Below are 21,142 nucleotides of genomic sequence, written 5' to 3' on the forward strand. Positions count from 1 at the left end.
GCCTGCGCCATCGCGACCGACAGAAGCGCGCCTGCAAGTGCCAGCCGTCCCGCCAACTCCGCCATCTCACCAATGCGGCAGGCCGTTCCACCCGTCAGTGCGGCGCCTTCGCTCCGGTCATGTAGGCCACCGCATCCGACATGGAATGTTCGCGCGGGTCGATCACACACAGGCGGCGGCCCAGGCGGTGGACATGGATGCGGTCGGCGACCTCGAAGACATGGGGCATGTTGTGGCTGATCAGGATGATCGGGATGCCGCGCGATTTCACGTCGAGGATCAGTTCCAGAACGCGGCGGCTTTCCTTTACGCCCAGCGCCGCTGTCGGCTCGTCCAGGATCACGACGCGCGAGCCGAAGGCCGCGGCGCGGGCCACCGCCACCCCCTGCCGCTGGCCGCCCGACAGGGTCTCCACCGGCTGGTCGATGTTCTGGATCGTCATCAGCCCCAGTTCGCTGAGCTTGTCGCGGGCAAAGGCGCGCATCCTGTCGCGGTCGAGGGCGCGGAACCAGCGACCGGCCAGTCCGGGGCGGCGCCATTCGCGGCCCATGAACATGTTCTCGACGATGGACAACGCGGGCGAAAGCGCCAGCGTCTGATAGACCGTCTCGATTCCGGCATCGCGGGCGGCCAGCGGCGAGGCAAAGCTGACCGGCTGACCGTCAAGCGTGATCTCGCCCTCGTCGATGGCGATCGCGCCCGAAAGCGCCTTGATCAGGCTCGACTTCCCGGCGCCATTGTCGCCGATCACGGCCAGAATCTCGCCCGGCATCAGGTCGAAATCGCAATCGTCCAGCGCGGTGACGCGGCCATAGCGCTTGACCAGCCCGCGGGCCTTGAGAATGGGTTCCCGGTTCATGCCGACACCTTCCGGATCCACTGGTCGATGGCGACCGCGATGATGATGAGCCAGCCGATGGCAAAGACCTGCCAGAGCACATCGACCCCGGCAAGCCTGAGCCCGGACTGGAAGACGCCGACGATCAGCGCGCCGAACAGCGCCCCCATGATCGAGCCGCGCCCGCCGAACAGGCTGATCCCGCCGATCACGACGGCGGTGATGGATTGCAGGTTGCCCTCGTAGAAGGATTGCGGCGAGATCGAGCCGACCCGCCCGATCGCCGCCCACGCCCCGATGGCGCAGATGAAACCGGCCAGCGCGTAGACCTGCACCAGCACCCTGTCGGTGCGGATGCCCGCAAGCTCGGCCGCTGCCTTGTCGTCGCCGATGGCATAGACGTGCCGCCCCCATGCGGTGCGGTTCAGGACGTACCAGAGCACCGCAAAGATCACGACCATCAGGATCGAACCAAAGGTGATGTTGGCACCCGCGACGCGAAAGCTGTTGCCGAAGAATTTCAGGAGCGGAGCGGCCGCGTCGATGTCCTGGCTGCGGATGGACTGCGCGCCAGAAAACCAGAGATTGAGCGCGAAGAAGATGTTCCAGGTGCCCAGCGTGACGATGAAGGGCGGCAGCTTGAGCCGCGCAACCATCAGCCCGTTCAGCATGCCCGCCAGCGTCCCCAGCGCAAAGGACGCCCCCAGCGCCAGCGGGGCGGGCACGCCCATGGTGATCGCCAGCTTGCCGGAGACGACCGACATCAGCACCATGATCGCGGCCACCGACAGATCAATCCCGGCGGTCAGCACGATCAGGCTTTGCGCCGCGGCGAGGATGCCGATGATCGAGACCTGTTGCAGGATCAGCGACAGGTTGAAGGGCGAGAAGAACCGCTCGCCCGCGATCAGGCCGAAGACCAGGATGCTCAGCGCCAGCACGATGACCGGCACCAGCGTCGGTGTGGCATGCAGCAGGTGCTGGATCCCCGCCAGGGGTGTGCGGCGTGGCGCTTCGAAGCGTGCAACGCCCTGGGGGCTGGCGGCAAGGCCGGTCTCGAAATCCGAGGGGCCGCGGCCGGAAACGGGGCCGGGTCGGGGCGGTGGGGGCGGGGTGGTGGTCATCCGGTCCTCCGGTTCGGGGACGGACCCGGGCACGGACGGCGCGCGGGATCGCGGCCGGGCCAGTCTGCCACGGGTCGGGGATCGGGTCACCGGTGATCTGCGGGGCGCAGGTCTGCCGGTGGCGGGACGCTTGGGCTGGCCCGCAGGACCGGACGAAGGCGCGGCTGCCGCGCCCCCGTCTGGCGGCCGGTCGGGCCGGTCCGGGGCCTAGCCCCAGCAGAGCCCCAGCGCCTCGTCCGAGGTGATCGAGGGGATGCCGTCAACCGGCTTGTCGGTGACCAGCGTCACGCCGGTATTGAAGAAATCCAGCCCTTCGGCATTCGCCGGTTCCGTACCGTCGGCGGCAAAGGCTGCGATTGCCTCGATCCCCATCGACGCCATCCGCAGCGGAAACTGCATCGAGGTCGCGCCGATCACGCCTTCGGCGACGTTGCGCACGCCGGGGCAGCCGCCATCGACCGAGACGATCAGCACCTCGTTCTGCCGCCCCATCGCGCGCAGCGCCTCATAGGCCCCGGCGGCGGCAGGTTCGTTGATCGTGTAGACCACGTTGATGGCGGGATCGACCTGAAGCAGGTTCTCCATCGCGGTGCGCCCGCCTTCCTCGTTGCCATTGGTGACGTCCGAGCCGACGATGCGCCCGTCATCCTCGTCGCCGATCCGGGTGGGGTCTTTGACGTCGATGCCGAAGCCGGTCATGAAGCCCTGGTTGCGCAGGTAATCCACGCTGATCTGGCTGGCGTTGAGGTCGAGCGTGGCGATCCGGGCCGAGGCCGCCGCATCGCCCAGCGTCGCCGCGGCCCATTCGCCGATCAGCACCCCGGCGCGGAAATTGTCGGTGGCGAAGGTGGCGCTTGCGGTATCGGCGGGCTCGAACGGGGTGTCGAGCGCGATCACCAGGATCCCCGCCGCGCGCGCCTGGGTCACCGCCGGGGCAAGCGCGCGGCTGTCAGAGGGCGTGATCAGGATGCCCGAAACGCCCGCCGCGATGCAGCTTTCCACCGCCGCGATCTGGTTTTCCACGTCGCCGTCGATGCGCCCGGCATAGGTTTGCAGCGTGATGCCCTTCTCGGCCGCCGCTGCGGTCGCGCCTTCGCGCATCTTCACGAAGAACGGGTTGGTGTCGGTCTTGGTAATCAGGCAGGCGCCGATTGCGTCGGCTGCGGCAGGCGTTGCGCTGAACGCGCCCAATGCGGCGGCACAGGTCAGGGCGGCGCGGATGGTGCGGGTCATGGTGTTCCTCCCTTTGCAGGTTCTGTCTTGCTTGGTGTCGGTGGCCGGGCTCCGCTGCCGGACTCCCCCCTCGGCACGGGTATGGAAACACGGAATCGCCCCGACCTGTCAATAAATAAGTCACAATGATTTATTATTGACAGATTCAGGCACGACTGCTTTCCTCCGGTCATCCTCTGCCCCGGGGTCCGATCATGCCTGCCTTCACCCAGCGCCCTCCGGCCCAGCCCGCGCCGAACCTGGCGGGCGATGGCATGCGCGGATCGAACCAGTCGGGGATGCGCGCCTGGAACGAACGGCTTGTGCTGACGCTGGTGCGCCAGCAAGGCGCGCTGTCGAAGGCCGAGATCGCCCGGACGACCGGCCTGTCGGCGCAGACCGTCTCGGTCATCATGCGGGCGCTTGAATCGGACGGGCTGCTGACGCGCGGCAATCCGGTGCGCGGCAAGGTGGGCCAGCCCTCGGTGCCGATGTCGCTGAACCCGGAAGGGGCGTTCTTTCTTGGCCTCAAGATCGGGCGGCGCAGTTGCGAGGTGGTGCTGACCGATTTCCTGGGTCGGATCCGCGACCGTCGCCTGCGGCATTATCCCTGGCCCGACATCGACACGATCACCGGCTTTGCCATCGAGTCGGTAGGCGCGCTGCTGGCCGGGCTGAGCCCGGTTCAGGCTGGCAGGGTCGCGGGGCTTGGCATCGCGATGCCGTTTCAGCTTTGGGGCTGGGCACCCGCGATCGGTGCCCCGCAAGAGCGGATGAACGCCTGGCGCAGCCGCGATATCCGGGCCGAACTGGAAGCCCGCTTTGCCTTTCCGGTGTTTCTGGAAAACGATGCCACTGCCGCCTGCGGGGCGGAACTGGTCTTTGGCAATCCCCAAAAGTTGCGCGATTTCGTCTATTTCTATCTGGGGTTCTTCGTCGGTGGAGGTCTGGTGCTGAACGGGCGCCTTTACACCGGGCCGAACGGGAATGCCGGGGCACTGGGGTCGATGCCGGTACCGGACCGCGAGGGGCGCACCGTGCAACTGATCGAACTGGCCTCCATCGCGGTGCTGGAACGGATGCTGGCGGCGCGCGGGCTGGCCTCGGACATGCTGTGGTTCCATGACGGGCATTGGCCGGTCGACGAAACGGTTCTGGCCGAATGGATCGAGGGTGCGGCGCATGGCATGTCGCGCGCCATCGTCGCCTGCGCCGCGGTGATCGACGTGGACAACGTGCTGATCGACGGCTGGATACCCGCCGATGTGCGCGCCCGGCTGGTTGCCCGAACCGGCGCGCTGACCGCCGAACTGGACATGACCGGCCTGACGCCGCCGGTCCTGCGCGAGGGCACGCTGGGTTCCGAGGCGCGCACGCTGGGGGCCGCCAGCCGGCCGCTGGCCGAGCGGTTCCTGGTCGATCCGGCCGCGATCTCGAAGGGGGTGTAAGCCGTGCAGCAGATGGTCGAGACGCTGGCTGCCGCTCTGGCTGCCTGCGGGACGGGGGGCGGACGGCGGATCGTGGCGCTGGCCGGTCCGCCGGGAGCGGGCAAGTCCACCCTGGCCGAGGCCGCGGCGGCGCGGCTGAACGCGGATCGGCCGGGTTGCGCGGTGGTGGTGCCGATGGACGGCTACCATCTGGACAACGCGATCCTTGACGCGCTGGGCTGGCGCGCGGTCAAGGGCGCCCCGCAGACCTTTGACGCGGCCGGGCTGATCCGCGATCTGGCGCGCATCCGGGCGGGCGGCGAAACCGTCTTCGTGCCGGTTTTCGACCGCGCGGCGGACCTGTCGCGTGCGGCGGCCCGCGCCGTGCCGCAAGAGGCGGGCGTGATTCTGGTCGAGGGGAATTGGCTTTTGCTGGACGAAGACCCCTGGCGCGCGCTGGCGCCGGCATTCGATCTGAGCGTGATGCTTTCCGTCCCCGAAGCCGCGCTGGAACGCCGCCTGATCGCCCGATGGCTGGCCCATGGGCTGGACCCGGATGCAGCACTTGGCCGCGCCCGCGGCAATGACCTGGCCAATGCGCGCCGGGTGGCGGTGAACTCGCGTCCGGCCGATCTGGTGCTGGGCATGGCCCCCGACAACGCGCGATGATTCCGTGCTGCGGCGCTGATCGAGTTGCTGCACCGGCAGGGTGCGACGGGCGAGCCCGTCCTTCCGGCCCGCCCGGCCCCCGGGCGGCATGTCCGACTCTGTCCTCTTGACCCCATATGCTCTGCTGGCCGACTTAGTCGGAGAGGTGGCAACAGGGACGGGACATGGCAAAGGCATCCGGGGGCAAGGCGTTGGTGTCGACGGTCGGGGTGCTGCTGGGCACGCTGTTCTTTGCGGCCTCGCTCACGCCCAGCCTCATGCCGCGCTCGGTGCCGATCCAGGGGGCGCTCAGCGGGTTGAGCGTGGCGGCCGGTTACGGGCTGGGCGTTGCGCTGCGGATGCTGTGGACCGTGCTGGAGTTTCCGCATCCGGGGCCGCGGACGGCGCGCTGGCTGGCGCTTGCGGCCGGTGCGGTGTCGCTGGCGATCGCGGGCGCGGCGCTGTGGATGGCCTCGGTCTGGCAGGACCGGCTGCGCGCGCTGATGGACATGGACCCGGTCGAAACCGGGCGCCCGCTGACCATCGCCGCAGTCGCGGTGGCCGTCTTTGCGCTGATCCTGCTGGTCGCGCGGCTGTTCAAGCTGGTGGCCGCGCGGCTGAGGCAGCGCTTCGAGCGGCGATTGCCGACGCCGCAGGCGGTGATCCTTGGCGTGGGTCTGACGGCAACGCTGTTCTGGAGCCTTGGCAACGGGCTTCTGGTGCATGGCGCCCTGACGGGTCTGGATGCCAGCTATCGGCAATATGATGCCCTGTTCGAGGAGGCCAGTCCGCAGCCGACCGACCCGCACAAGTCCGGCGGGCCGGGGTCGCTTCTGGCCTGGGACGGGCTTGGGCGGGCGGGGCGCGCGATGGTCGCGGCCGGTCCCGATGCCGCGACCATCGCCGCGCGGACCGGGGCTGCCGATGCCAAAGAGCCGATCAGGGTCTATGTCGGGCTGAATTCGGCCCCCGACCTCGAGGCGCGGGCGGAACTGGCGCTGGCCGAACTGATCCGCCTGGGCGGGTTCGAGCGCGCACATCTGGTCATCAACACCCCCACCGGAACCGGCTGGGTCGATCCCAACGGGCAGCAGGCGCTGGAATACCTGTTCCGCGGCGATGTCGCGACGGTAGCGGTGCAATATTCCTATCTTGCAAGCTGGATCGCACTGACGGTCGATCCCGATTACGGGGCCGAGACGGCGCGCGCGGTCTTCGCCGCGATCTACGGCCATTGGCGCACGCTGCCGCCCGAGACGCGGCCGCGACTGTGGCTGCACGGGCTCAGCCTCGGGGCGCTCAATTCCGATCTCAGCCACGACCTCTATCAGGTGATCGGCGATCCCTATGATGGCGCGCTCTGGGCCGGTCCGCCCTTCAACAGCCGCACCTGGCGCGCGGTGACACGGGCGCGCGAGATCGAGAAACCCGCCTGGTTGCCGCGATTCCGCGATGGTGCGGTGATCCGCTTCGTCGGCCGCAACGGGGCGGGGCGCGGCGCCGAGGCGGATTGGGGGCCCTACCGGGTCGTCTTCCTGCAATATGCCAGCGACGCCGTGACCTTTTTCGAGCCGGCATCGGCCTGGCGCAGACCGGCCTGGCTGGAGGAACCGCGCGGGCCGGATGTCTCGCCCGATTTCCGCTGGATCCCGGTGGTCAGCTTCCTGCAACTGGCCATGGACATCACCATGCCCATGGTGCCGCCGCCGGGCCACGGCCACAGCTATGCCTTCGACGACTATCTCGACGCATGGGCCGAACTGACCGGCGCCCCCGGCTGGACACCCGAAGGGCTGGACGCACTGAAAGCTGCTGTCGCCGCCGGGGACTGAACCAGACCGGGAAGGAATGCGCCAAGTGGTGACCCCGGCAGGACTCGAACCTGCAACCTATCCCTTAGGAGGGGATTGCTCTATCCTGTTGAGCCACGGGGCCGTGCGGGGTCTTTTTCACCGGAATGCGCCGTGCATGCAAGCCCGCATGCGCTTGGACTTTCCCGCGGGCCGCGTTTAACTAGATCAGCCCGCCTTGACAGGAGCGCCGCACCCGTGACCGTTTCCGACCCGCCCCGCCCGCGCCGTCCGCTGACGCTGCGCGATGTGTCCGAGGCGTCGGGCGTGTCCGAGATGACGGTCAGCCGCGTTCTGCGCGACAGTGGCGATGTGTCGAACAAGACCCGCGAAAAGGTGCTCGAGGCGGCCAAGCGGCTGGGCTATGTGCCGAACCGCATCGCGGGGGGGCTGGCCAGCCAGCGGGTGAACCTGGTGGGCGTCATCATCCCGTCGCTGTCGAACATGGTCTTTCCCGAGGTGCTGTCGGGCATCAACGAGGTGCTGGAGGACACGCCGTTGCAGCCCGTGTTCGGCCTGTCGCGCTATGATCCCCCGCATGAGGAGAAGGTGCTGTTCGAGATGCTGTCCTGGCGGCCTTCGGGGCTGATCGTGACCGGGCTCGAACATTCAGAGGGAACGCGCGCGATGCTAAAGGCCGCGGGCATTCCGGTGGTCGAGATCATGGATCTGGATGGCGAGCCGGTGGATTCCGTGGTGGGCATCTCGCATCGCCGCGCGGGTACCGAGATGGCGCGCGCCATCGCCGCGGCGGGCTATCGGCGGATCGGCTTTCTGGGCACCAAGATGCCGATGGACCACCGCGCGCGCAAACGCTTCGAGGGGTTCACCGGCGCGCTGGCGCGGGCGGGCATCGAGGTGGCGGATCACGAATTCTACTCGGGCGGCTCGGGGCTGGCCACCGGGCGCGAGATGACGCGCGCGCTGCTCGACCGCAATCCGGACCTGGATTTCCTGTATTATTCCAATGACATGATCGCGGCAGGCGGGCTGCTTCACTGCCTTGAGCGGGGCATCGACATTCCCGGCCGGATGGGGCTTGCCGGGTTCAACGGGATCGAGATCCTGGACGGGTTGCCGCTGAAACCCGCGACCATGGACATCCAGCGCCGCGAGATCGGGCGGCGGGCGGCGCGGATCATCGCCGACTGCGTCGCGCGCGGGCTTTCGGGCGCGGGCGAACGGGTGGCGCTGACGCCACGGATCGACCCCGGCGACACGCTGCGCATGGCACCGCCCGGCCCCGGTGGACAAGACCGCCCCGATCATGTTTAACCCGCGCCACCGCCTGCCCTGCCGCGGCGGCCCCCGATGAGGCCCCCATGCCTGCCGTCTCGATCGTGATCCCGATGAAGAACGAATCCGAGAACGTGGCGTTCCTGCTGGACGAGATCGCGCAGGCCTGCGCCGCGCTGGGCAGCCATGAGGTGATCGTGGTCGATGACGGCTCGACCGATGACACCGCGGGCCGTGTGCGTGACCGGATGGCAGCCGATCCCGCGCTCAGGCTGGTGCGCCACGCCGCCTCGGCCGGGCAAAGCGCTGCGGTCCATAGCGGCGTTCTGGCGGCCCGGGCACCGATCATCTGCACGCTGGACGGCGACGGCCAGAACCCGCCCGCCGACCTGCCCAAACTGTGGGATCCGCTGCTCGCCGACGCGACCGGGCGGCTGGGGCTTGTGGCGGGCCAACGGGTCGGGCGGCAGGATACGGCGTCGAAGCGCTGGGCCTCGCGGCTGGCCAATGCGCTGCGGGCGCGGCTTCTGCGCGACGGCACCCGCGACACCGGCTGCGGGCTCAAGGGGTTCCGGCGCGATGCCTTTCTGGCGCTGCCCTATTTCGACCACATGCACCGCTATCTGCCCGCGCTGTTCCGCCGCGACGGCTGGGAGGTGGCGCTGGTCGATGTCAGCCATCGCGAACGCCATGCCGGGCGGTCGAACTACAACAACCTGCAACGCGCGCTGGTCGGCCTGCACGATCTGGTCGGGGTGGCCTGGCTGATCAAGCGGCGCAAGAAGGCGCGCGCCAGCGAGGAGCCCCGCCATGTCGATTGAGACGCTGTTCACCGTGCTGGCGGTGAAAAGCTGGACCGAATTCTGGTGGGTCGTCATCGGGCTGGGCGGGCAGCTGATGTTCACGGCGCGCTTCCTGGTGCAATGGATCGCATCAGAGCGCGCCCGGAATTCGGTGGTGCCGCTGGCCTTCTGGTATTTTTCGCTGGCGGGCGGCGCGATCCTGTTTGCCTATGCGGTCTATCGCAGGGATCCGGTCTTCATCCTGGGCCAGTCCATGGGCATCATCATCTATTCCCGGAACCTGTGGTTGATCCATGCAAACCGCCGCAACGTCTGAGCCCCGGGGCTGGCTGATCCCGGCAGCCGCGGCCGTCCTTGCCGTGACGGCGGCGCGGGTCGCGCTGTTGTGGTTCAACCGCATGGACCTGTTCGTGGACGAGGCGCAGTACTGGCTCTGGGGCCGGGAGCTGGCGCTGGGCTACTATTCCAAGCCGCCGATGGTGGGCTGGGTGATCCGGGCGGCAACCGAACTGGCGGGCAGCGATGCGCCGTTCTGGGTGCGCCTGCCCGCGCCGCTGTTTCATGGGGTCACGGCGCTGATCCTGGGCTGGATCGCCGCCGGGCTCTGGGGGGCGCGGGCGGCGTTCTGGGTGGCCTTGGGCTATGTCACGCTGCCGATGGTGGCGGTGGGGTCGATCCTGATCTCGACCGACACGATCATGTTCCCCTTCCTTGCGCTGGCGCTGGGCGGCTGGCTTCGGCTGCTGCGGGGCGGCGGGCGGGTCTGGGCCGCGGTCGCGGGCATCGCGCTGGGGCTGGCCTTCCTGTCGAAATACGCCGCGATCTATTACCTGATCTCGGCCCTGCTGGCGGCGCTGATCTTCCGCAGCGCCCGGCCCGCGCTGCGCGACGGGTTGACGGCGCTGGGGCTGTTCGCGCTGACCATCGCGCCGAACGTGGTCTGGAACCTGATGAACGGCCTGACCACGGTCCAGCACACGCTGGACAATGCCGACTGGGTGCGTGATCCGGGCACCCGGGCCGAGTTGAACCTTGCCGGTCTGGCCGAGTTCCTGGCCAGCCAGTTCGCGGTCTTTGGCCCGGTGCTGTTCGGTGCGCTGATCTGGCTTTGCCTGCGGGGCGGCGCGGGCGACCGCGGGCGGCAGATGATGCTGGTCTTTGCGCTGCCGCCGCTGGTGATCGTGTCGGGGCAGGCACTGCTGTCGGGGGCCTATGCGAACTGGGCGGCCGCGGCCTATCTGGCGGGGTCGCTGGCCGTCCTTCCCTGGCTTTCCCCGCGCTGGCGTCTGGCCTCGTTCGCCGTGAACGGCACGTTGGCGCTGGCGCTGCCGGTGCTGGGCGTCTTCGCCGACAAGGCCGCGACGGGCGGGCAGCCGCTCTTGCAGCGCTATCTAGGCCGCGACGAGATGACGGCGGAGATCGTGGACACCGCGCGCGAGGCCGGTCTGGACATCATAGTGGCGGCGAACCGCGATATTCTGGCCGACCTGTTCTATTCCGCGCGCGACAGCGGGCTGGTCTTTCACGCAGTCCCGCCCGAGGGGAGGGCGCCGCATCACTATGCGCTGAAACACCCCCTGCCCCCGGATCTGACGGGCGAGGTTCTGTTCGCGACGCTCGGCGCCGCACCCGCCTGCATCGCAGACACCCCGCCCCTGCGGGTGATCCTGCCCGAACAGGGCGCATGGCGGGGCAGGCCGGTGTCGCTTTTCGCCGTCCCGGCCGAATGCTGGGCGGCAGGACGCTGAGGGCACTGTCTGCCCGCCGCAGCAATCCTTGATCCGATCCGGTCTTGCCGGCACGCCATCAGCAGGCCGGGTGGTGCAGAACGCCGCGCGCCGGGAACGGGGCGGGATACCCCTTGTCTCGCCCGCCCCTGCGGGGCTAGATGCCGCCACTTACCGGATTTACCCCGCAGGATTTCCCATGACCGACACGCCCGCCTACGATTTCAACGACCGTATGCTTTCGCTGGGCCTTGCCCGTGTCTCGGAGGCTGCGGCGCTTGCCTCGGCCCGGCTGATCGGCCATGGCGACGAAAAGGCCGCCGACCAGGCCGCGGTCGATGCGATGCGCACCCAGCTCAACAAGCTCGATATCGCGGGCGTGGTCGTGATCGGCGAGGGCGAGCGCGACGAGGCGCCGATGCTGTTCATCGGCGAGGAGGTGGGCACCGGCACCGGCCCCGCGGTCGATATCGCGCTCGACCCGCTCGAGGGCACGACGCTGACCGCCAAGGACATGCCGAACGCGCTGGCGGTGATCGCGATGGGGCCGCGCGGGTCCATGCTGCATGCGCCCGATGTCTACATGGAAAAGCTGGCGATCGGGCCGGGCTATGACGATGGCATCGTGACGCTGGACATGCCCCCGGCCGAGCGGGTGCGCAAGCTGGCCGCGGCCAAGGGCGGCACGCCGGCCGATATCACCGTCTGCATCCTGGAACGCCCCCGCCATGAGGCGCTGATCGCCGAAGTGCGCTCGACCGGCGCGGCGATCCGGCTGATCACCGATGGCGATGTCGCGGGTGTGATGCATTGCGCCGAGGCGCAGCGCACCGGCATCGACATGTATATGGGTTCGGGCGGTGCGCCCGAGGGCGTTCTGGCGGCGGCGGCGCTGAAATGCATGGGCGGGCAGATCTTCGGCCAGCTTCTGTTCCGCAACGATGACGAACGCGCCCGCGCCGAGCGTGCCGGGATCAGGGATCTGAACCGGGTCTATGCCCGCGACGAGATGGTGCGTGCCGATGTGATCTTTGCCGCGACCGGGGTCACCGATGGCTCGCTTCTGCCCGGCATCCGGCGCGAGGTGGGCTGGCTGACCGCCGAGACGCTGCTGATGCGCTCCAAGACCGGCTCGGTGCGGCGCATGACCTACCGGACCCCCGTGAAGTAACGGATGTCCCGGGCGTTTCTGGACGTCGAATCCTCGGCGACGGGCCGGCGCTGGACCGGCCCCACGCCCGAACAGGCCCGACAGGCCGAGGCGCTGGAACAGGCCGCGCGCCTGCCGCCTGCGGTGGCGGCGGTGCTGGCCCGGCGCGGCGTGCCCCCCGAAGCGGCCGAAGCCTTTCTGGATCCCACGCTCAAGGATCTGCTGCCCGATCCGCTGTCGCTGCGCGACATGGGGGCGGCGGCCGAACGCTTCCTTGCCGCCCTGCGCGGGCGCGAACGGATCGCGGTCTTTGCCGATTACGACGTGGATGGCGGCGCCTCGGCCGCGCTGATCCTGAGCTGGCTGCGGGCGATGGGGCATCGCGCAACGCTATACATCCCCGACCGCATCGACGAGGGCTATGGCCCGAACGTGCCCGCAATGGCCGCGCTTGCCAGCGACCACGATCTGATCGTCTGCGTCGATTGCGGCACGCTGTCCCACGAGCCCATCGCCGCGGCGCGGGGCGCCGATGTGATCGTGCTCGACCACCATCTGGGCGCCGAGACGCTGCCCCCGGCGCTGGCCGTCGTGAACCCCAACCGGCAGGACGAATCGGGCGATCTGGGACATCTCTGCGCGGCGGGCGTCGTGTTCCTGATGCTGGTCGAGGTGAACCGCCAGATGCGCGCCGCCGGGATGGCGGGGCCGAACCTGATCGAGTTTCTCGACCTTGTGGCGCTGGCCACCGTGGCCGATGTTGCGCCGCTGACAGGTGTCAACCGCGCGCTGGTGCGCCAGGGGCTCAAGGTGATGGCGCGGCGCGCGCGGCCCGGGCTGGTGGCGCTTGCCGATGTCGCGCGGATGACCAGCGCGCCGACGCCCTATCACCTGGGCTTCCTGCTGGGTCCGCGGGTCAACGCGGGCGGACGGATCGGCCAGGCCGATCTGGGCGCGCGCCTGCTGGCCACGCCCGACCCGCACGAGGCCGCGGCACTGGCCGAAAAGCTCGACCGGCTGAACACCGAGCGGCGCGAGATCGAGGCCGCCGTGCGCGAGGCGGCGCTGGCCCAGGCCGAGGCGCGCGGGCTCGACGGCCCGCTGGTCTGGGCCGCGGGCGAAGGCTGGCACCCCGGCGTCGTCGGCATCGTCGCCAGCCGCCTGAAGGAGCTTGCAAACCGCCCCGCCGTGGTGATCGGGCTGGAGGGCGACCAGGGCAAGGGCTCGGGCCGGTCGGTTTCCGGCGTCGATCTGGGCGCATCGGTGCAGCGGCTGGCGGCCGAAGGCTGGCTGCTCAAGGGCGGCGGCCACCGTATGGCGGCGGGCCTGACGGTCGCCCGCGACCGGCTGGACGAGGCGATGGCGCGGCTGGGCAGCTTGCTTGCGAAACAGGGGGCCGCAGAGGGCGGCCCGCGCGACCTGCGGCTCGACGGGCTCCTGATGCCCGGTGCGGCCACGGTCGATCTGGTCGACCGGCTCGACACCGCAGGCCCCTTCGGCGCCGCAGCCCCCGCCCCGCGCTTTGCCTTCGCCGCCATGGCGCTGGGCTTCGTGCGCCGCGTCGGCGAGACGCATCTCAAGATCGGTTTCGGCGACGGCACCGGCCCGCGGCTCGATGCCATCGCCTTCGGCGCCTTCGACACCCCCCTTGGCCCCCTGCTCGAAGCCCATGGCGGCGCACGGTTCCACCTTGCCGGGCGGCTCGAGATCAACGACTGGGGCGGCCGCCGCCAGGTACAACTCCGCCTGGAAGACGCCGCACGGGCCGGATGAGCATCGACGAAAAAAACTGCCAAATACCCCCTTGCGCCGCCCCGCCAATTTATCTAGGAAACGCCCCACAAGCCAGCACGGCCCGTTCGTCTATCGGTTAGGACGCCAGGTTTTCAACCTGGAAAGAGGGGTTCGATTCCCCTACGGGCTGCCACTTATCCGTGTAAGTTGTTGATTTTGTTGCGAAATTTCCGAGCCGCAAAATCCCACTACAAAGCTACTACAGCGGAAAATCCCCGCCTTTCGACCCTGTAGCCTGCCGGGCAGAGGGGTCAGGTATCACGCATTCGTGAAGTTGTTGACGCCTCAAGTGTCGCCGAAGCGCCGCAGACGACGCGTTGCGACCTGTAACGATGAGCGTAAGGCATTCGTGACTGCCGACTTGATCAGACGAAAGGTCCGCCGTAGTGTCGAAAGAAATGGGGGTGACATGTTTCTTGAAAAGTTTAGCCGCTACTTCCGTCGCTACGAAATCATCCTTGGTGCGCGCAAACCAACCGCCGCAACGATTCCGCTTGTCGCAGGCGCAGGGGAATACTCTGTCTTGGATGCAATCAACGCCAAACTCGCAAAAGACAAGGCTTCGGTCAAGCAAACGAACGGCGACATTGTAGAGTTGGTTCGGGTTAAGCACGATGAGGCTTCCAAAAGCGTTGTTCTTCTATTTCACCGGGCAGATCCTGACGCCGCCGATCCGACATATAGAAAAAAGAAGGAAGGAAAGGTAACTGTCAGAGTTGCGGACAAGGATGACGACGAAGAACAGTCAGTGTCAGCACATTTGGTTATCCGGTCTTCGCCTTACAAGGATCAAAGATACTACGCCCTACTCGAAGAAATTCCTGGCCTAAGCATGGCGACAGTTCGCGAAGTTCTAGCTTCGTTGCTTGTCGATTATGAGTATGAATTTGAAAGAAAGCCGGGCAAGAAAGAACACACTTACTGCACGGTGAAGGCGGAAGGCATAAAGTCGGAAACTGTTGCGGACGCATTAAAAACCGGCAAGGCAGGCTGGATCACGCTCACGCGCCCCGCGCCAGCCAAGTATGCCGATGGTGATGGTCTCTGGGTTCCAACAGTTGATACAATGAAGCTTCGCGTCAAAGGCGAAATTGAAGAAGCCAACTGGAAGGACAAGATTGGTCATCTTATTGAAACTGCCAAAGGTGACGGATGGCAGAGCTTTAATGTCGAAATTTCCTTACCGGACGAACGCTCTAGACAGATAAAACTAGAACAGTTTCAGGATGCCAAGGAAATATTATTTGTCAAATCGGATAAAGTTGACCTTGCAAAACAAATTAGTGTCTGCTCTACTGATTTTCATGACGAACTGATTTCAAAGGGTTTGGCGCTTCTTAAGCTCATTGAAAAGAAATGATAGTCTTCATTTCACCATTCAAGTATTTGAAGTTGCGAAACGAGCGCGGGACACGGCTCGTTTTTCGTGATCTTTTCCCCATATTGGCAATTGCGTTAGTATTTACCGCGCCCTTTGTTGTTTTCGACCAGATGAACTTCTCACGCGCAGCGGGTTTCGTTGATCGAATGGGGTCTCTTGCTGCTGTTCTGACTGGTTTCTACATTGCTGCATTGGTTGCGGTCGCCAGCTTTTCGGCATCTATCGGCGATCTGGACTCTCCAATCTCAAATGGAAAGATTTTTCTGAATATAGGCGATGAAGATTCTTTAACGCGGCGCGAGTATATATGTGCGATGTTTGGATTTCTTTCATTCCTGTCACTATTCATCGCAATAGTGTCAACATTCATTCTAATCGTCGCCCCCGCTTTCGCCGACCTGCATGATCGCAGCCCTATTGAATTCGCAGGTCATTCTATTCCAATTTTTGAGGTAGCTAGAGGATCTATTATTGGAATTTACTGCGTAATTGTTTCAGCAATGATAGTTACCACGTTCTATGGCCTCTACTATCTTACGGATCGCATATACGCTAAGCCACCGAAGATACTGCCTAAGCCGACTGACTCTGAAAGCGATTAAGAGACCCCGGCGCATCGCTGCAACCGGGGCTAGGAAGGTCTCCCGCGACAGGCCCGTGAGCGGAAGCTTGTGTGCGCCCGAAGGCGCAAGGTCAGGCGTCGGCAGGCGGCACAAGGGCCGCATGGGGGTCAACCCGGCTGGCTGTCGCGCGGTCGGCATTGGCGGGGCTATACCAAGCCGCCCCAAGCTGGCGAAGCCCGGCTTCCATGCGGTCGGCCTGCTTGGCAATGTCGGCGTTGTGCAAGATCGCCGCAGCGTCTTCGGGCGCATGGGCGTTCAGGGCTTCAAGGCGCAGCGCAGTATGCCGTTCATCGGACAGGCCGGAATTGAACCCCGGCGCGGCGTTGATCGCGGCGGCAACGTCAAGGTTGGTCGCAACAAGGCGCGAGGCTTCGGCGGGCCAGTTCGGATCACCCTGCGCAGCACGTTCGCGGAAGATTTGGCGGATTTCAGAATAGACCGACGCCTTGCCGGTATCGGCTTCAAGCACGGCAAATGCGCGCTTCTGCGCTTCGGCGGCTTCCCGTTCCCCGAAACGGCGGATCGTGTCGGCGGCTTCGCGAACTTCCTTCTGAACGGCTTTCAGCACGATACCGGCGTGTTCATGGCGAACGTCTTCGGTAACGGTCGTGTCGCGGGCGATGCGTTCAAGCCGGGCGATTGCGTTCGCGACGGCATGTTCGGCCCTTTTGGCGGAAGTTCGCGGGATAGCGTCAACGCTTTCGTCGTCACCGATTGGCGTGAAATGCGCCCGGAAGCCGACGTTGAGTCTGACCAAATTCAAGAAATCGACGTGGGAAGGATTGGGGTTCAGGTAGCGGCTCATTTTCAGTTCCTTTGCGCTTTCAATGCGCGCCATGCTTCGGCGTCGATTTCCTGCCCGTCGATTTCGACAAATCGCGGGCGTTTGGTCTTGCCGGGCAGAAGGGGCGCTAGTTCTATGCCCACATGGGGCGACGTGTCCCGGCCATCGCTGTTCCCTTCTTCGTCAAATTGATCGGCGTATTCATTCAGCCGCGCCAAAAGTGCCTGTTGCTGATTGCGGGCAAGTTCGGAATATGCGTCGCCGGAATGAAGCGGCAAACAATACACGACGCCGCCCCGTTCTTCGGTTCGCCAGATTGGTTCCCTACCAAAGACCCCAAATTGCCGCATGGGCGCTTGGTTCGCCTTTCGACGTTCCAAGCGTTCAATCCGGGCGGCAAGGGCGCGGTTCACTGTTCATTTTCCAGTTCGGAAAGGCGGGCTTCAAGATCGGCGGTTTCCGCAAGCTTCGCGATGATCTGCAACAGATAGGCCAGCTTACCGGCTTCCGAAGCGTCGATTTCCTTCGCCCTGACAGACCGATACAGCTTGCAGGCTTCGGCCTTTACATCGGCGACCGTATCCAGCTTGCAGCGAATGCGTTTCGGCTTCGGTTGACCCATAGGGGGGTTAACCGGGTTTCCCCATGCATTGATTGGAACTTGGCCCATGATCGTTATTCCTTATCGGTCGCGTGAACGCCAATTAATGCCAGTTACGAGCCAATTAATGCCAGTCTGTCAAGCCATATTCAGCCCCATGCGGCTTTTAACAGGACAATATCTTTATGCGATAAATCGCGACGTATTTTGCAGCGTGGTTTCGGCTTTTTCTTCAATACTTCGCCTAGGTTTTCGGTCCTATTTTTTCGGCGTTTCCAATCGCCGCAGTCGGCAATACAACGGAGCCACATTTCGGCAATATCGTTATCCGAAAGTTCAATGCCCGGCTTGAAGGCATTTGCGATGCGATATTCGGAATAAGGAAGCACTATCTGTCTGCCCATCTGTCACCCTGCCCACAATGCCGCCCCGTCGCAGACCCCGATTTCCGGCCCGTGGAGCGCCTCTAGCCGTCGGGGGTAGGGCAACCCTGCCCGAACCTCGCTTGCCGCCCTACAGCGCCCCTGCGCTGGCAAGAAGATCGTCCATCGCGTGAATCCCGGTCCTGTCGCGAAGCGCCAGCACGTCGGCCCATCGTAGCGCGTCATATGACTGACCCGGTTGCAGCCTGCCCGACCATCCATGATGAAAGTCGCGGGGCATGATTTCGGCGACGCGGTTCAGGGCGTGAACTTCGGAAATGCGAGGAACATTGCGTTCATAGGTTTCGGAACCGACGGCCTTCAACCTTTCCATGTCATTGAGGAAGCGAACGAACGTCGCCGACGGCGCTTCTTCGCTATAGAGCCTGCCCATAACCCGAACATAGTCGCGCGATGCAAACAGGTGGTCACGTTCGACCGAAAGCATGATGTTCAGCTTGAGGAACGCCCGACCGCAAAGCGGCTTCAATGCTGCGACGATCATCGGGATTTCGCGCGGCTGCATGTATCGCGACACGCGGAACGACGACAGCTTTGTGAAGTTCGCGCCGACCCATTCAACAAGAACGTCGGTCAACAGTTGATCCGGCGTCGCGACAGTCGGCATTTCGTGGCTACGGTCCATAAGCTTCATGCACAACAGAACGTCGAAGCATCCCCCGTTTTCGTCAATCATTGCAATGAAATCTTCGGCAACTGCGCCGTGTCCATTTTCTTTCATTTCGCCGGTTCCTTCGTTAGTAGCGATGTAGTAGCAACGGTTCGACGCTAGATTTCGCAGTTATTTCAACGACCATCGGTAGCGGGCTGCGCTGCCATCACGATAAATCCCGCTTCTGGACGCAACCGGGTTGCCGTGCAGGTGGGTGCGTGAGTTCGCATCGTGAGTAATGTTCGTCGTCTAAGTTCCCCCATACCCCCTGTGAGATAGAACTCACGAGGGGGGGTATGAATTGAACTAACGAATTCGTAGGTTCCGAACTCACGATCAGACCCCCGTGCCGTAAAGGGGATCGTCGGGCGTCAATACGGCCCAAAACTGATGCGTATTTCGGTTATTGTCCCATCCGTTTCTTTTTACGATGCGTCCACTATTGGAAAGCGTAGAGATTGCGAGTTTGACCCGGCGCTTCATTTCCTTATCGCCTTCGGCGTATTCACGGGGGAAGATTTCCGCAAGGCCGTGATAAGCCGTCTTCGGGCCGGATGCTGCGGCGCGTATCGGTTCACCACGACGTTGCGCTTCTTGAATATGGCCGAAGACCTTTTCGACCATCGGCGCAGATGTTTCATCTATCGCAGCGGCAACTTCGTGATTAGTGAACGCGGAAAGAACGCCGGTTTCTGCATTTCGCCGCAGCCGGAACGGCCCCGATTTCGGCCCCAAGTTCGCCTTCTCATGCGACACGATGATATGTTCGGGAAGATCAGTTTCGACAACGACCTTCATAAACATGCGCGACCGAACGCTGTTGTTCCATGCGACGGAACCGTTGTAGGTCTTGCCGCTGCCTTTGGTTGCAGTTTCGGCGTTGACGTGCGCAAGAAGCAAAATATTGCATTCGGTTCGTGCGGCAATCCGGCGAAGCGCACCGATAAATGCGTTGACCGGGACAAGGGCGTTGTGATCGGCAAGGAAGACCGTCGAAGCATTGTCGATAAAGACTTGCTTTGCGCCCGTCGCGATAATGCGACGTTCCAGTTCGGCTAGGGCTGCGGTCGCAACCCCGGCGGCACTGTCGCGGGCTTCGACCCAAAGCGGCGAACCTTCAACATCCCAAAGGTGAAGGCGACCGAACCCTTCGGACAACCATTCACCTTGAAAGTTCAAATGCATCGCGGCGGCTATGGCTTCCAGCCGTCGCCCGCATTCAATTGCATCGTCTTCGGCGGTCACGAAAAGGACCGGGACCGGGGCCGGAACGTGAAGCGACAGCCCCGACATGCCGAAGGCCAAGCACAGCGCCCAAGCAAGCGCGAAGTTGGTTTTGCCAACGCCACCATCTGCCGACAGAAGCGTAACTTCGCCGCAGGGCGTGAAGAATGTTGTTGTGAACAAGCGCGGGGGCGTAGCTTGGACAATTCGAAGAAGTTCGGTCAAATTCAGCGTCGCAGGGAACGGCGTTTCCACCCCCTGCCCGGAGCGGGGATCGAAGGCGGCAAGACCATGCGGGCGAAGTTCAACGTCCTGTCGCCATCCGGGGTTCTGCCAGCCGTTCGCCTGCGCCATGCTGAAAACAGCGCGATAGCTGCTATGCTTCCAGTCTTCGGCCCATTTCGCGGCGAACTCTGCATCGTCATGCTTCGATGACCGGCGCGACCAATCGCGGCCCAGTTCGAAGCCGCTGTTGTTCGGAACCGACTTCAACGCGGCAATGACGGCAATCCAGCTTTCGCGGGCATCGGGGTTGATCCAGTCCAGCGCGTCGGCAAGCTGCGCCGCCGTGGAAGCGTCCAGCGGGTCAGCCTGTTCCCGTGCAGGGGGTGCAGCCGGTGTCGCCTTCCCTGCGCCGTGGCGGGGCGCTATGGCCTGCGCAACGAAGGGGGCAAGGTCGGTCAGGGGATCGTCGCGGAAGGCGTTCCCGGTGAAGGTGAAGTAGCGCCCGCCGCTGTAGGCTTCCAAGCCGCTGGCGTTGCTGGCAAGCGTCGGGAAGGGCTGCCCAAAGCCAATGGCATGTGCCCCGGCTCCGGTCGGGCTGTATTCGACGTAACCCGGCGCAGCGTTCACAAGATCGGCCAAGCCGTTCGCGTCCACCCCGTCGAAGTCAATACCCTGCCAGCCATCCCCCAGGGCGAAACCTAGCCCGTCGAACCCCTGCCCGGATGCAAGCGCGGCGGCTTCACTGTGCGTCGTCCAGTTGTCTGGATTGGTCGGGTCGCAGCGAAGGCCGGTTCGGGGATTGTGCGGAACCTTCGGGCGCTTGCCTTTGGTATTGGGTTCGCCGTATTTCCAAACAAGCCATCGGGCCGTGTCCTTCATGGCTTGCGACGTAAATTTCGGCTGCATTTTCGGCCTGTAATGTAGTAGGTTGTTATTAGAAGTTGTTGGCCGAAATTTTTTCGTCCTACTTCATTGGCTTATCTTCGATTTTGTCAGCCCATACGGCTGCCATCACGCGCAATCTTTGCGGGCTTCTGTCAGTTCGACAACAAGGGCGCGGATTTCGTCTTCGGTTGCGCCGCGAATGCGGGCGGCAAGAATGGCGTTGCATTCGGTCGCGGGCCATGCCGACGACTTTTCGCCAAGCTTGATCGGGCGCGGGAACAGCCCCTTCGCCATAGCTTCATACAGCGTCGGGCGGGCCATGCCGGTAACGGCGCAAACGTCGGGGGTGCGCAGAAGGGCGTTCGGCACAAGGGCCGCAGGCGTGAAGCGTGGCGGCGTCTGGCCTTGATCGGTGAAGGGCGGCAGGGGGGCGTTCATCCCGGCTTATTCGTCCAATTCGGCCGGAAAAGTTGCGTGCGCCTGAAAGCGCTGTAGTTTCAAGCTGCTAGACCAGA

General features: G+C 64.7%; 21 protein-coding genes and 2 tRNA genes. 12 read left to right on the forward strand and 11 right to left on the reverse strand.

Annotated elements, in window-relative coordinates:
* Positions 1 to 94 precede the first annotated feature (94 nt).
* From GH815_RS15675 to GH815_RS15685, 3 genes are all read right to left on the reverse strand, one after another.
* Positions 95 to 859, reverse strand: a complete 765-nt coding sequence (locus tag GH815_RS15675) for an ATP-binding cassette domain-containing protein (protein WP_153749701.1) — start codon at positions 857 to 859, stop codon at positions 95 to 97.
* A complete protein-coding gene (locus tag GH815_RS15680) occupies positions 856 to 1,962 on the reverse strand; it encodes an ABC transporter permease (protein ID WP_153749702.1) in 1,107 nt (368 codons plus the stop codon). Before GH815_RS15680 ends, GH815_RS15675 begins: the two co-directional genes overlap by 4 nt.
* Positions 1,963 to 2,169: 207 nt before the next feature.
* Entirely contained in the window at positions 2,170 to 3,195 is a 1,026-nt protein-coding gene (locus GH815_RS15685; RefSeq protein ID WP_153749703.1) for a sugar ABC transporter substrate-binding protein, read from the reverse strand.
* A gap of 194 nt (positions 3,196 to 3,389) precedes the next feature.
* Between GH815_RS15685 and GH815_RS15690 the strand changes: the two genes are divergently transcribed.
* The 3 genes from GH815_RS15690 (at position 3,390) to GH815_RS15700 (ending at position 7,081) form a co-directional block, all read left to right on the forward strand.
* Positions 3,390 to 4,622, forward strand: a complete 1,233-nt coding sequence (locus GH815_RS15690; RefSeq protein WP_153749704.1) for an ROK family transcriptional regulator — start codon at positions 3,390 to 3,392, stop codon at positions 4,620 to 4,622.
* Positions 4,623 to 4,634: 12 nt separating this feature from the next.
* A complete protein-coding gene (locus tag GH815_RS15695; RefSeq protein ID WP_153749725.1) occupies positions 4,635 to 5,270 on the forward strand; it encodes a nucleoside triphosphate hydrolase in 636 nt (211 codons plus the stop codon).
* 164 nt (positions 5,271 to 5,434) lie between these two features.
* Positions 5,435 to 7,081, forward strand: coding sequence for an alpha/beta hydrolase (locus tag GH815_RS15700; protein ID WP_153749705.1), 1,647 nt, complete (start codon positions 5,435 to 5,437; stop codon positions 7,079 to 7,081).
* Positions 7,082 to 7,107: 26 nt separating this feature from the next.
* Here GH815_RS15700 and GH815_RS15705 read toward each other — a convergent pair.
* Positions 7,108 to 7,184: transfer RNA gene (locus tag GH815_RS15705), tRNA-Arg, on the reverse strand.
* Between the two features lie 113 nt (positions 7,185 to 7,297).
* Between GH815_RS15705 and GH815_RS15710 the strand changes: the two genes are divergently transcribed.
* The 9 genes from GH815_RS15710 (at position 7,298) to GH815_RS15750 (ending at position 15,792) form a co-directional block, all read left to right on the forward strand.
* Positions 7,298 to 8,374 carry a LacI family DNA-binding transcriptional regulator gene (locus GH815_RS15710; RefSeq protein ID WP_153749706.1) on the forward strand — a complete coding sequence of 359 codons (1,077 nt, stop codon included), beginning with the start codon at positions 7,298 to 7,300 and terminating at the stop codon, positions 8,372 to 8,374.
* A gap of 47 nt (positions 8,375 to 8,421) precedes the next feature.
* The gene (locus GH815_RS15715; protein WP_153749707.1) at positions 8,422 to 9,156 is read left to right on the forward strand and encodes a glycosyltransferase family 2 protein; all 735 of its coding nucleotides are present in this window, start codon (positions 8,422 to 8,424) and stop codon (positions 9,154 to 9,156) included.
* Positions 9,146 to 9,454, forward strand: coding sequence for a lipid-A-disaccharide synthase N-terminal domain-containing protein (locus tag GH815_RS15720; RefSeq protein ID WP_153749708.1), 309 nt, complete (start codon positions 9,146 to 9,148; stop codon positions 9,452 to 9,454). The genes GH815_RS15715 and GH815_RS15720 overlap by 11 nt, the downstream gene beginning before the upstream one ends.
* Positions 9,432 to 10,886 (forward strand): ArnT family glycosyltransferase, encoded by a 1,455-nt coding sequence (locus tag GH815_RS15725; RefSeq protein ID WP_153749709.1) that lies wholly within the window; start codon positions 9,432 to 9,434, stop codon positions 10,884 to 10,886. The genes GH815_RS15720 and GH815_RS15725 overlap by 23 nt, the downstream gene beginning before the upstream one ends.
* 178 nt (positions 10,887 to 11,064) lie before the next feature.
* The gene (gene glpX / locus GH815_RS15730) at positions 11,065 to 12,036 is read left to right on the forward strand and encodes a class II fructose-bisphosphatase (protein ID WP_153749710.1); all 972 of its coding nucleotides are present in this window, start codon (positions 11,065 to 11,067) and stop codon (positions 12,034 to 12,036) included.
* 3 nt (positions 12,037 to 12,039) lie between these two features.
* Complete coding sequence (gene recJ, locus GH815_RS15735) at positions 12,040 to 13,788, forward strand: single-stranded-DNA-specific exonuclease RecJ (RefSeq protein ID WP_153749711.1); 1,749 nt, start codon at positions 12,040 to 12,042, stop codon at positions 13,786 to 13,788.
* Positions 13,789 to 13,867: 79 nt separating this feature from the next.
* Positions 13,868 to 13,942 (forward strand) — tRNA-Glu (locus tag GH815_RS15740).
* 276 nt (positions 13,943 to 14,218) lie between these two features.
* On the forward strand, positions 14,219 to 15,169 hold the full coding sequence (locus tag GH815_RS15745; RefSeq protein ID WP_153749712.1) for a hypothetical protein: 951 nt from the start codon (positions 14,219 to 14,221) through the stop codon (positions 15,167 to 15,169).
* Positions 15,166 to 15,792, forward strand: a complete 627-nt coding sequence (locus tag GH815_RS15750; protein ID WP_153749713.1) for a hypothetical protein — start codon at positions 15,166 to 15,168, stop codon at positions 15,790 to 15,792. Before GH815_RS15745 ends, GH815_RS15750 begins: the two co-directional genes overlap by 4 nt.
* Before the next feature lie 91 nt (positions 15,793 to 15,883).
* On the opposite strand, the gene GH815_RS15755 is transcribed toward GH815_RS15750, so the two are convergent.
* The 7 genes from GH815_RS15755 to GH815_RS15785 all read right to left on the reverse strand — a co-directional run bounded on the left by GH815_RS15755 (position 15,884) and on the right by GH815_RS15785 (position 21,065).
* Entirely contained in the window at positions 15,884 to 16,618 is a 735-nt protein-coding gene (locus GH815_RS15755) for a hypothetical protein (protein ID WP_153749714.1), read from the reverse strand.
* Positions 16,619 to 16,620: 2 nt separating this feature from the next.
* Positions 16,621 to 17,010, reverse strand: a complete 390-nt coding sequence (locus GH815_RS15760) for a hypothetical protein (protein WP_153749715.1) — start codon at positions 17,008 to 17,010, stop codon at positions 16,621 to 16,623.
* Positions 17,007 to 17,267 carry a hypothetical protein gene (locus GH815_RS15765; protein WP_153749716.1) on the reverse strand — a complete coding sequence of 87 codons (261 nt, stop codon included), beginning with the start codon at positions 17,265 to 17,267 and terminating at the stop codon, positions 17,007 to 17,009. The genes GH815_RS15760 and GH815_RS15765 overlap by 4 nt, the downstream gene beginning before the upstream one ends.
* An 80-nt stretch (positions 17,268 to 17,347) precedes the next feature.
* Positions 17,348 to 17,602, reverse strand: a complete 255-nt coding sequence (locus GH815_RS15770; RefSeq protein WP_153749717.1) for a hypothetical protein — start codon at positions 17,600 to 17,602, stop codon at positions 17,348 to 17,350.
* Between the two features lie 109 nt (positions 17,603 to 17,711).
* Complete coding sequence (locus tag GH815_RS15775; protein WP_153749718.1) at positions 17,712 to 18,362, reverse strand: hypothetical protein; 651 nt, start codon at positions 18,360 to 18,362, stop codon at positions 17,712 to 17,714.
* 267 nt (positions 18,363 to 18,629) lie between these two features.
* A complete protein-coding gene (locus GH815_RS15780; RefSeq protein WP_153749719.1) occupies positions 18,630 to 20,648 on the reverse strand; it encodes an AAA family ATPase in 2,019 nt (672 codons plus the stop codon).
* A 105-nt stretch (positions 20,649 to 20,753) separates the two neighbouring features.
* Entirely contained in the window at positions 20,754 to 21,065 is a 312-nt protein-coding gene (locus GH815_RS15785) for a helix-turn-helix transcriptional regulator (protein ID WP_153749720.1), read from the reverse strand.
* Positions 21,066 to 21,142 lie beyond the last annotated feature (77 nt).

Source organism: Rhodovulum strictum, from assembly GCF_009649175.1.
GTDB classification, from domain to species: domain Bacteria; phylum Pseudomonadota; class Alphaproteobacteria; order Rhodobacterales; family Rhodobacteraceae; genus Rhodovulum; species Rhodovulum strictum.

Excerpts from the sequence above, each read along its gene's own strand:
- GH815_RS15675 (WP_153749701.1), bottom strand. The coding sequence starts at position 859 with ATGAACCGGGAACCCATTCTCAAGGCCCGCGGGCTGGTCAAGCGCTAT.
- GH815_RS15680 (WP_153749702.1), bottom strand. The coding sequence starts at position 1,962 with ATGACCACCACCCCGCCCCCACCGCCCCGACCCGGCCCCGTTTCCGGC.
- GH815_RS15685 (WP_153749703.1), bottom strand. The coding sequence starts at position 3,195 with ATGACCCGCACCATCCGCGCCGCCCTGACCTGTGCCGCCGCATTGGGC.
- GH815_RS15690 (WP_153749704.1), top strand. The coding sequence starts at position 3,390 with ATGCCTGCCTTCACCCAGCGCCCTCCGGCCCAGCCCGCGCCGAACCTG.
- GH815_RS15695 (WP_153749725.1), top strand. The coding sequence starts at position 4,635 with ATGGTCGAGACGCTGGCTGCCGCTCTGGCTGCCTGCGGGACGGGGGGC.
- GH815_RS15700 (WP_153749705.1), top strand. The coding sequence starts at position 5,435 with ATGGCAAAGGCATCCGGGGGCAAGGCGTTGGTGTCGACGGTCGGGGTG.
- GH815_RS15715 (WP_153749707.1), top strand. The coding sequence starts at position 8,422 with ATGCCTGCCGTCTCGATCGTGATCCCGATGAAGAACGAATCCGAGAAC.
- GH815_RS15720 (WP_153749708.1), top strand. The coding sequence starts at position 9,146 with ATGTCGATTGAGACGCTGTTCACCGTGCTGGCGGTGAAAAGCTGGACC.
- GH815_RS15725 (WP_153749709.1), top strand. The coding sequence starts at position 9,432 with ATGCAAACCGCCGCAACGTCTGAGCCCCGGGGCTGGCTGATCCCGGCA.
- glpX (WP_153749710.1), top strand. The coding sequence starts at position 11,065 with ATGACCGACACGCCCGCCTACGATTTCAACGACCGTATGCTTTCGCTG.
- recJ (WP_153749711.1), top strand. The coding sequence starts at position 12,040 with ATGTCCCGGGCGTTTCTGGACGTCGAATCCTCGGCGACGGGCCGGCGC.
- GH815_RS15745 (WP_153749712.1), top strand. The coding sequence starts at position 14,219 with ATGTTTCTTGAAAAGTTTAGCCGCTACTTCCGTCGCTACGAAATCATC.
- GH815_RS15750 (WP_153749713.1), top strand. The coding sequence starts at position 15,166 with ATGATAGTCTTCATTTCACCATTCAAGTATTTGAAGTTGCGAAACGAG.
- GH815_RS15755 (WP_153749714.1), bottom strand. The coding sequence starts at position 16,618 with ATGAGCCGCTACCTGAACCCCAATCCTTCCCACGTCGATTTCTTGAAT.
- GH815_RS15765 (WP_153749716.1), bottom strand. The coding sequence starts at position 17,267 with ATGGGCCAAGTTCCAATCAATGCATGGGGAAACCCGGTTAACCCCCCT.
- GH815_RS15770 (WP_153749717.1), bottom strand. The coding sequence starts at position 17,602 with ATGGGCAGACAGATAGTGCTTCCTTATTCCGAATATCGCATCGCAAAT.
- GH815_RS15775 (WP_153749718.1), bottom strand. The coding sequence starts at position 18,362 with ATGAAAGAAAATGGACACGGCGCAGTTGCCGAAGATTTCATTGCAATG.
- GH815_RS15780 (WP_153749719.1), bottom strand. The coding sequence starts at position 20,648 with ATGCAGCCGAAATTTACGTCGCAAGCCATGAAGGACACGGCCCGATGG.
- GH815_RS15785 (WP_153749720.1), bottom strand. The coding sequence starts at position 21,065 with ATGAACGCCCCCCTGCCGCCCTTCACCGATCAAGGCCAGACGCCGCCA.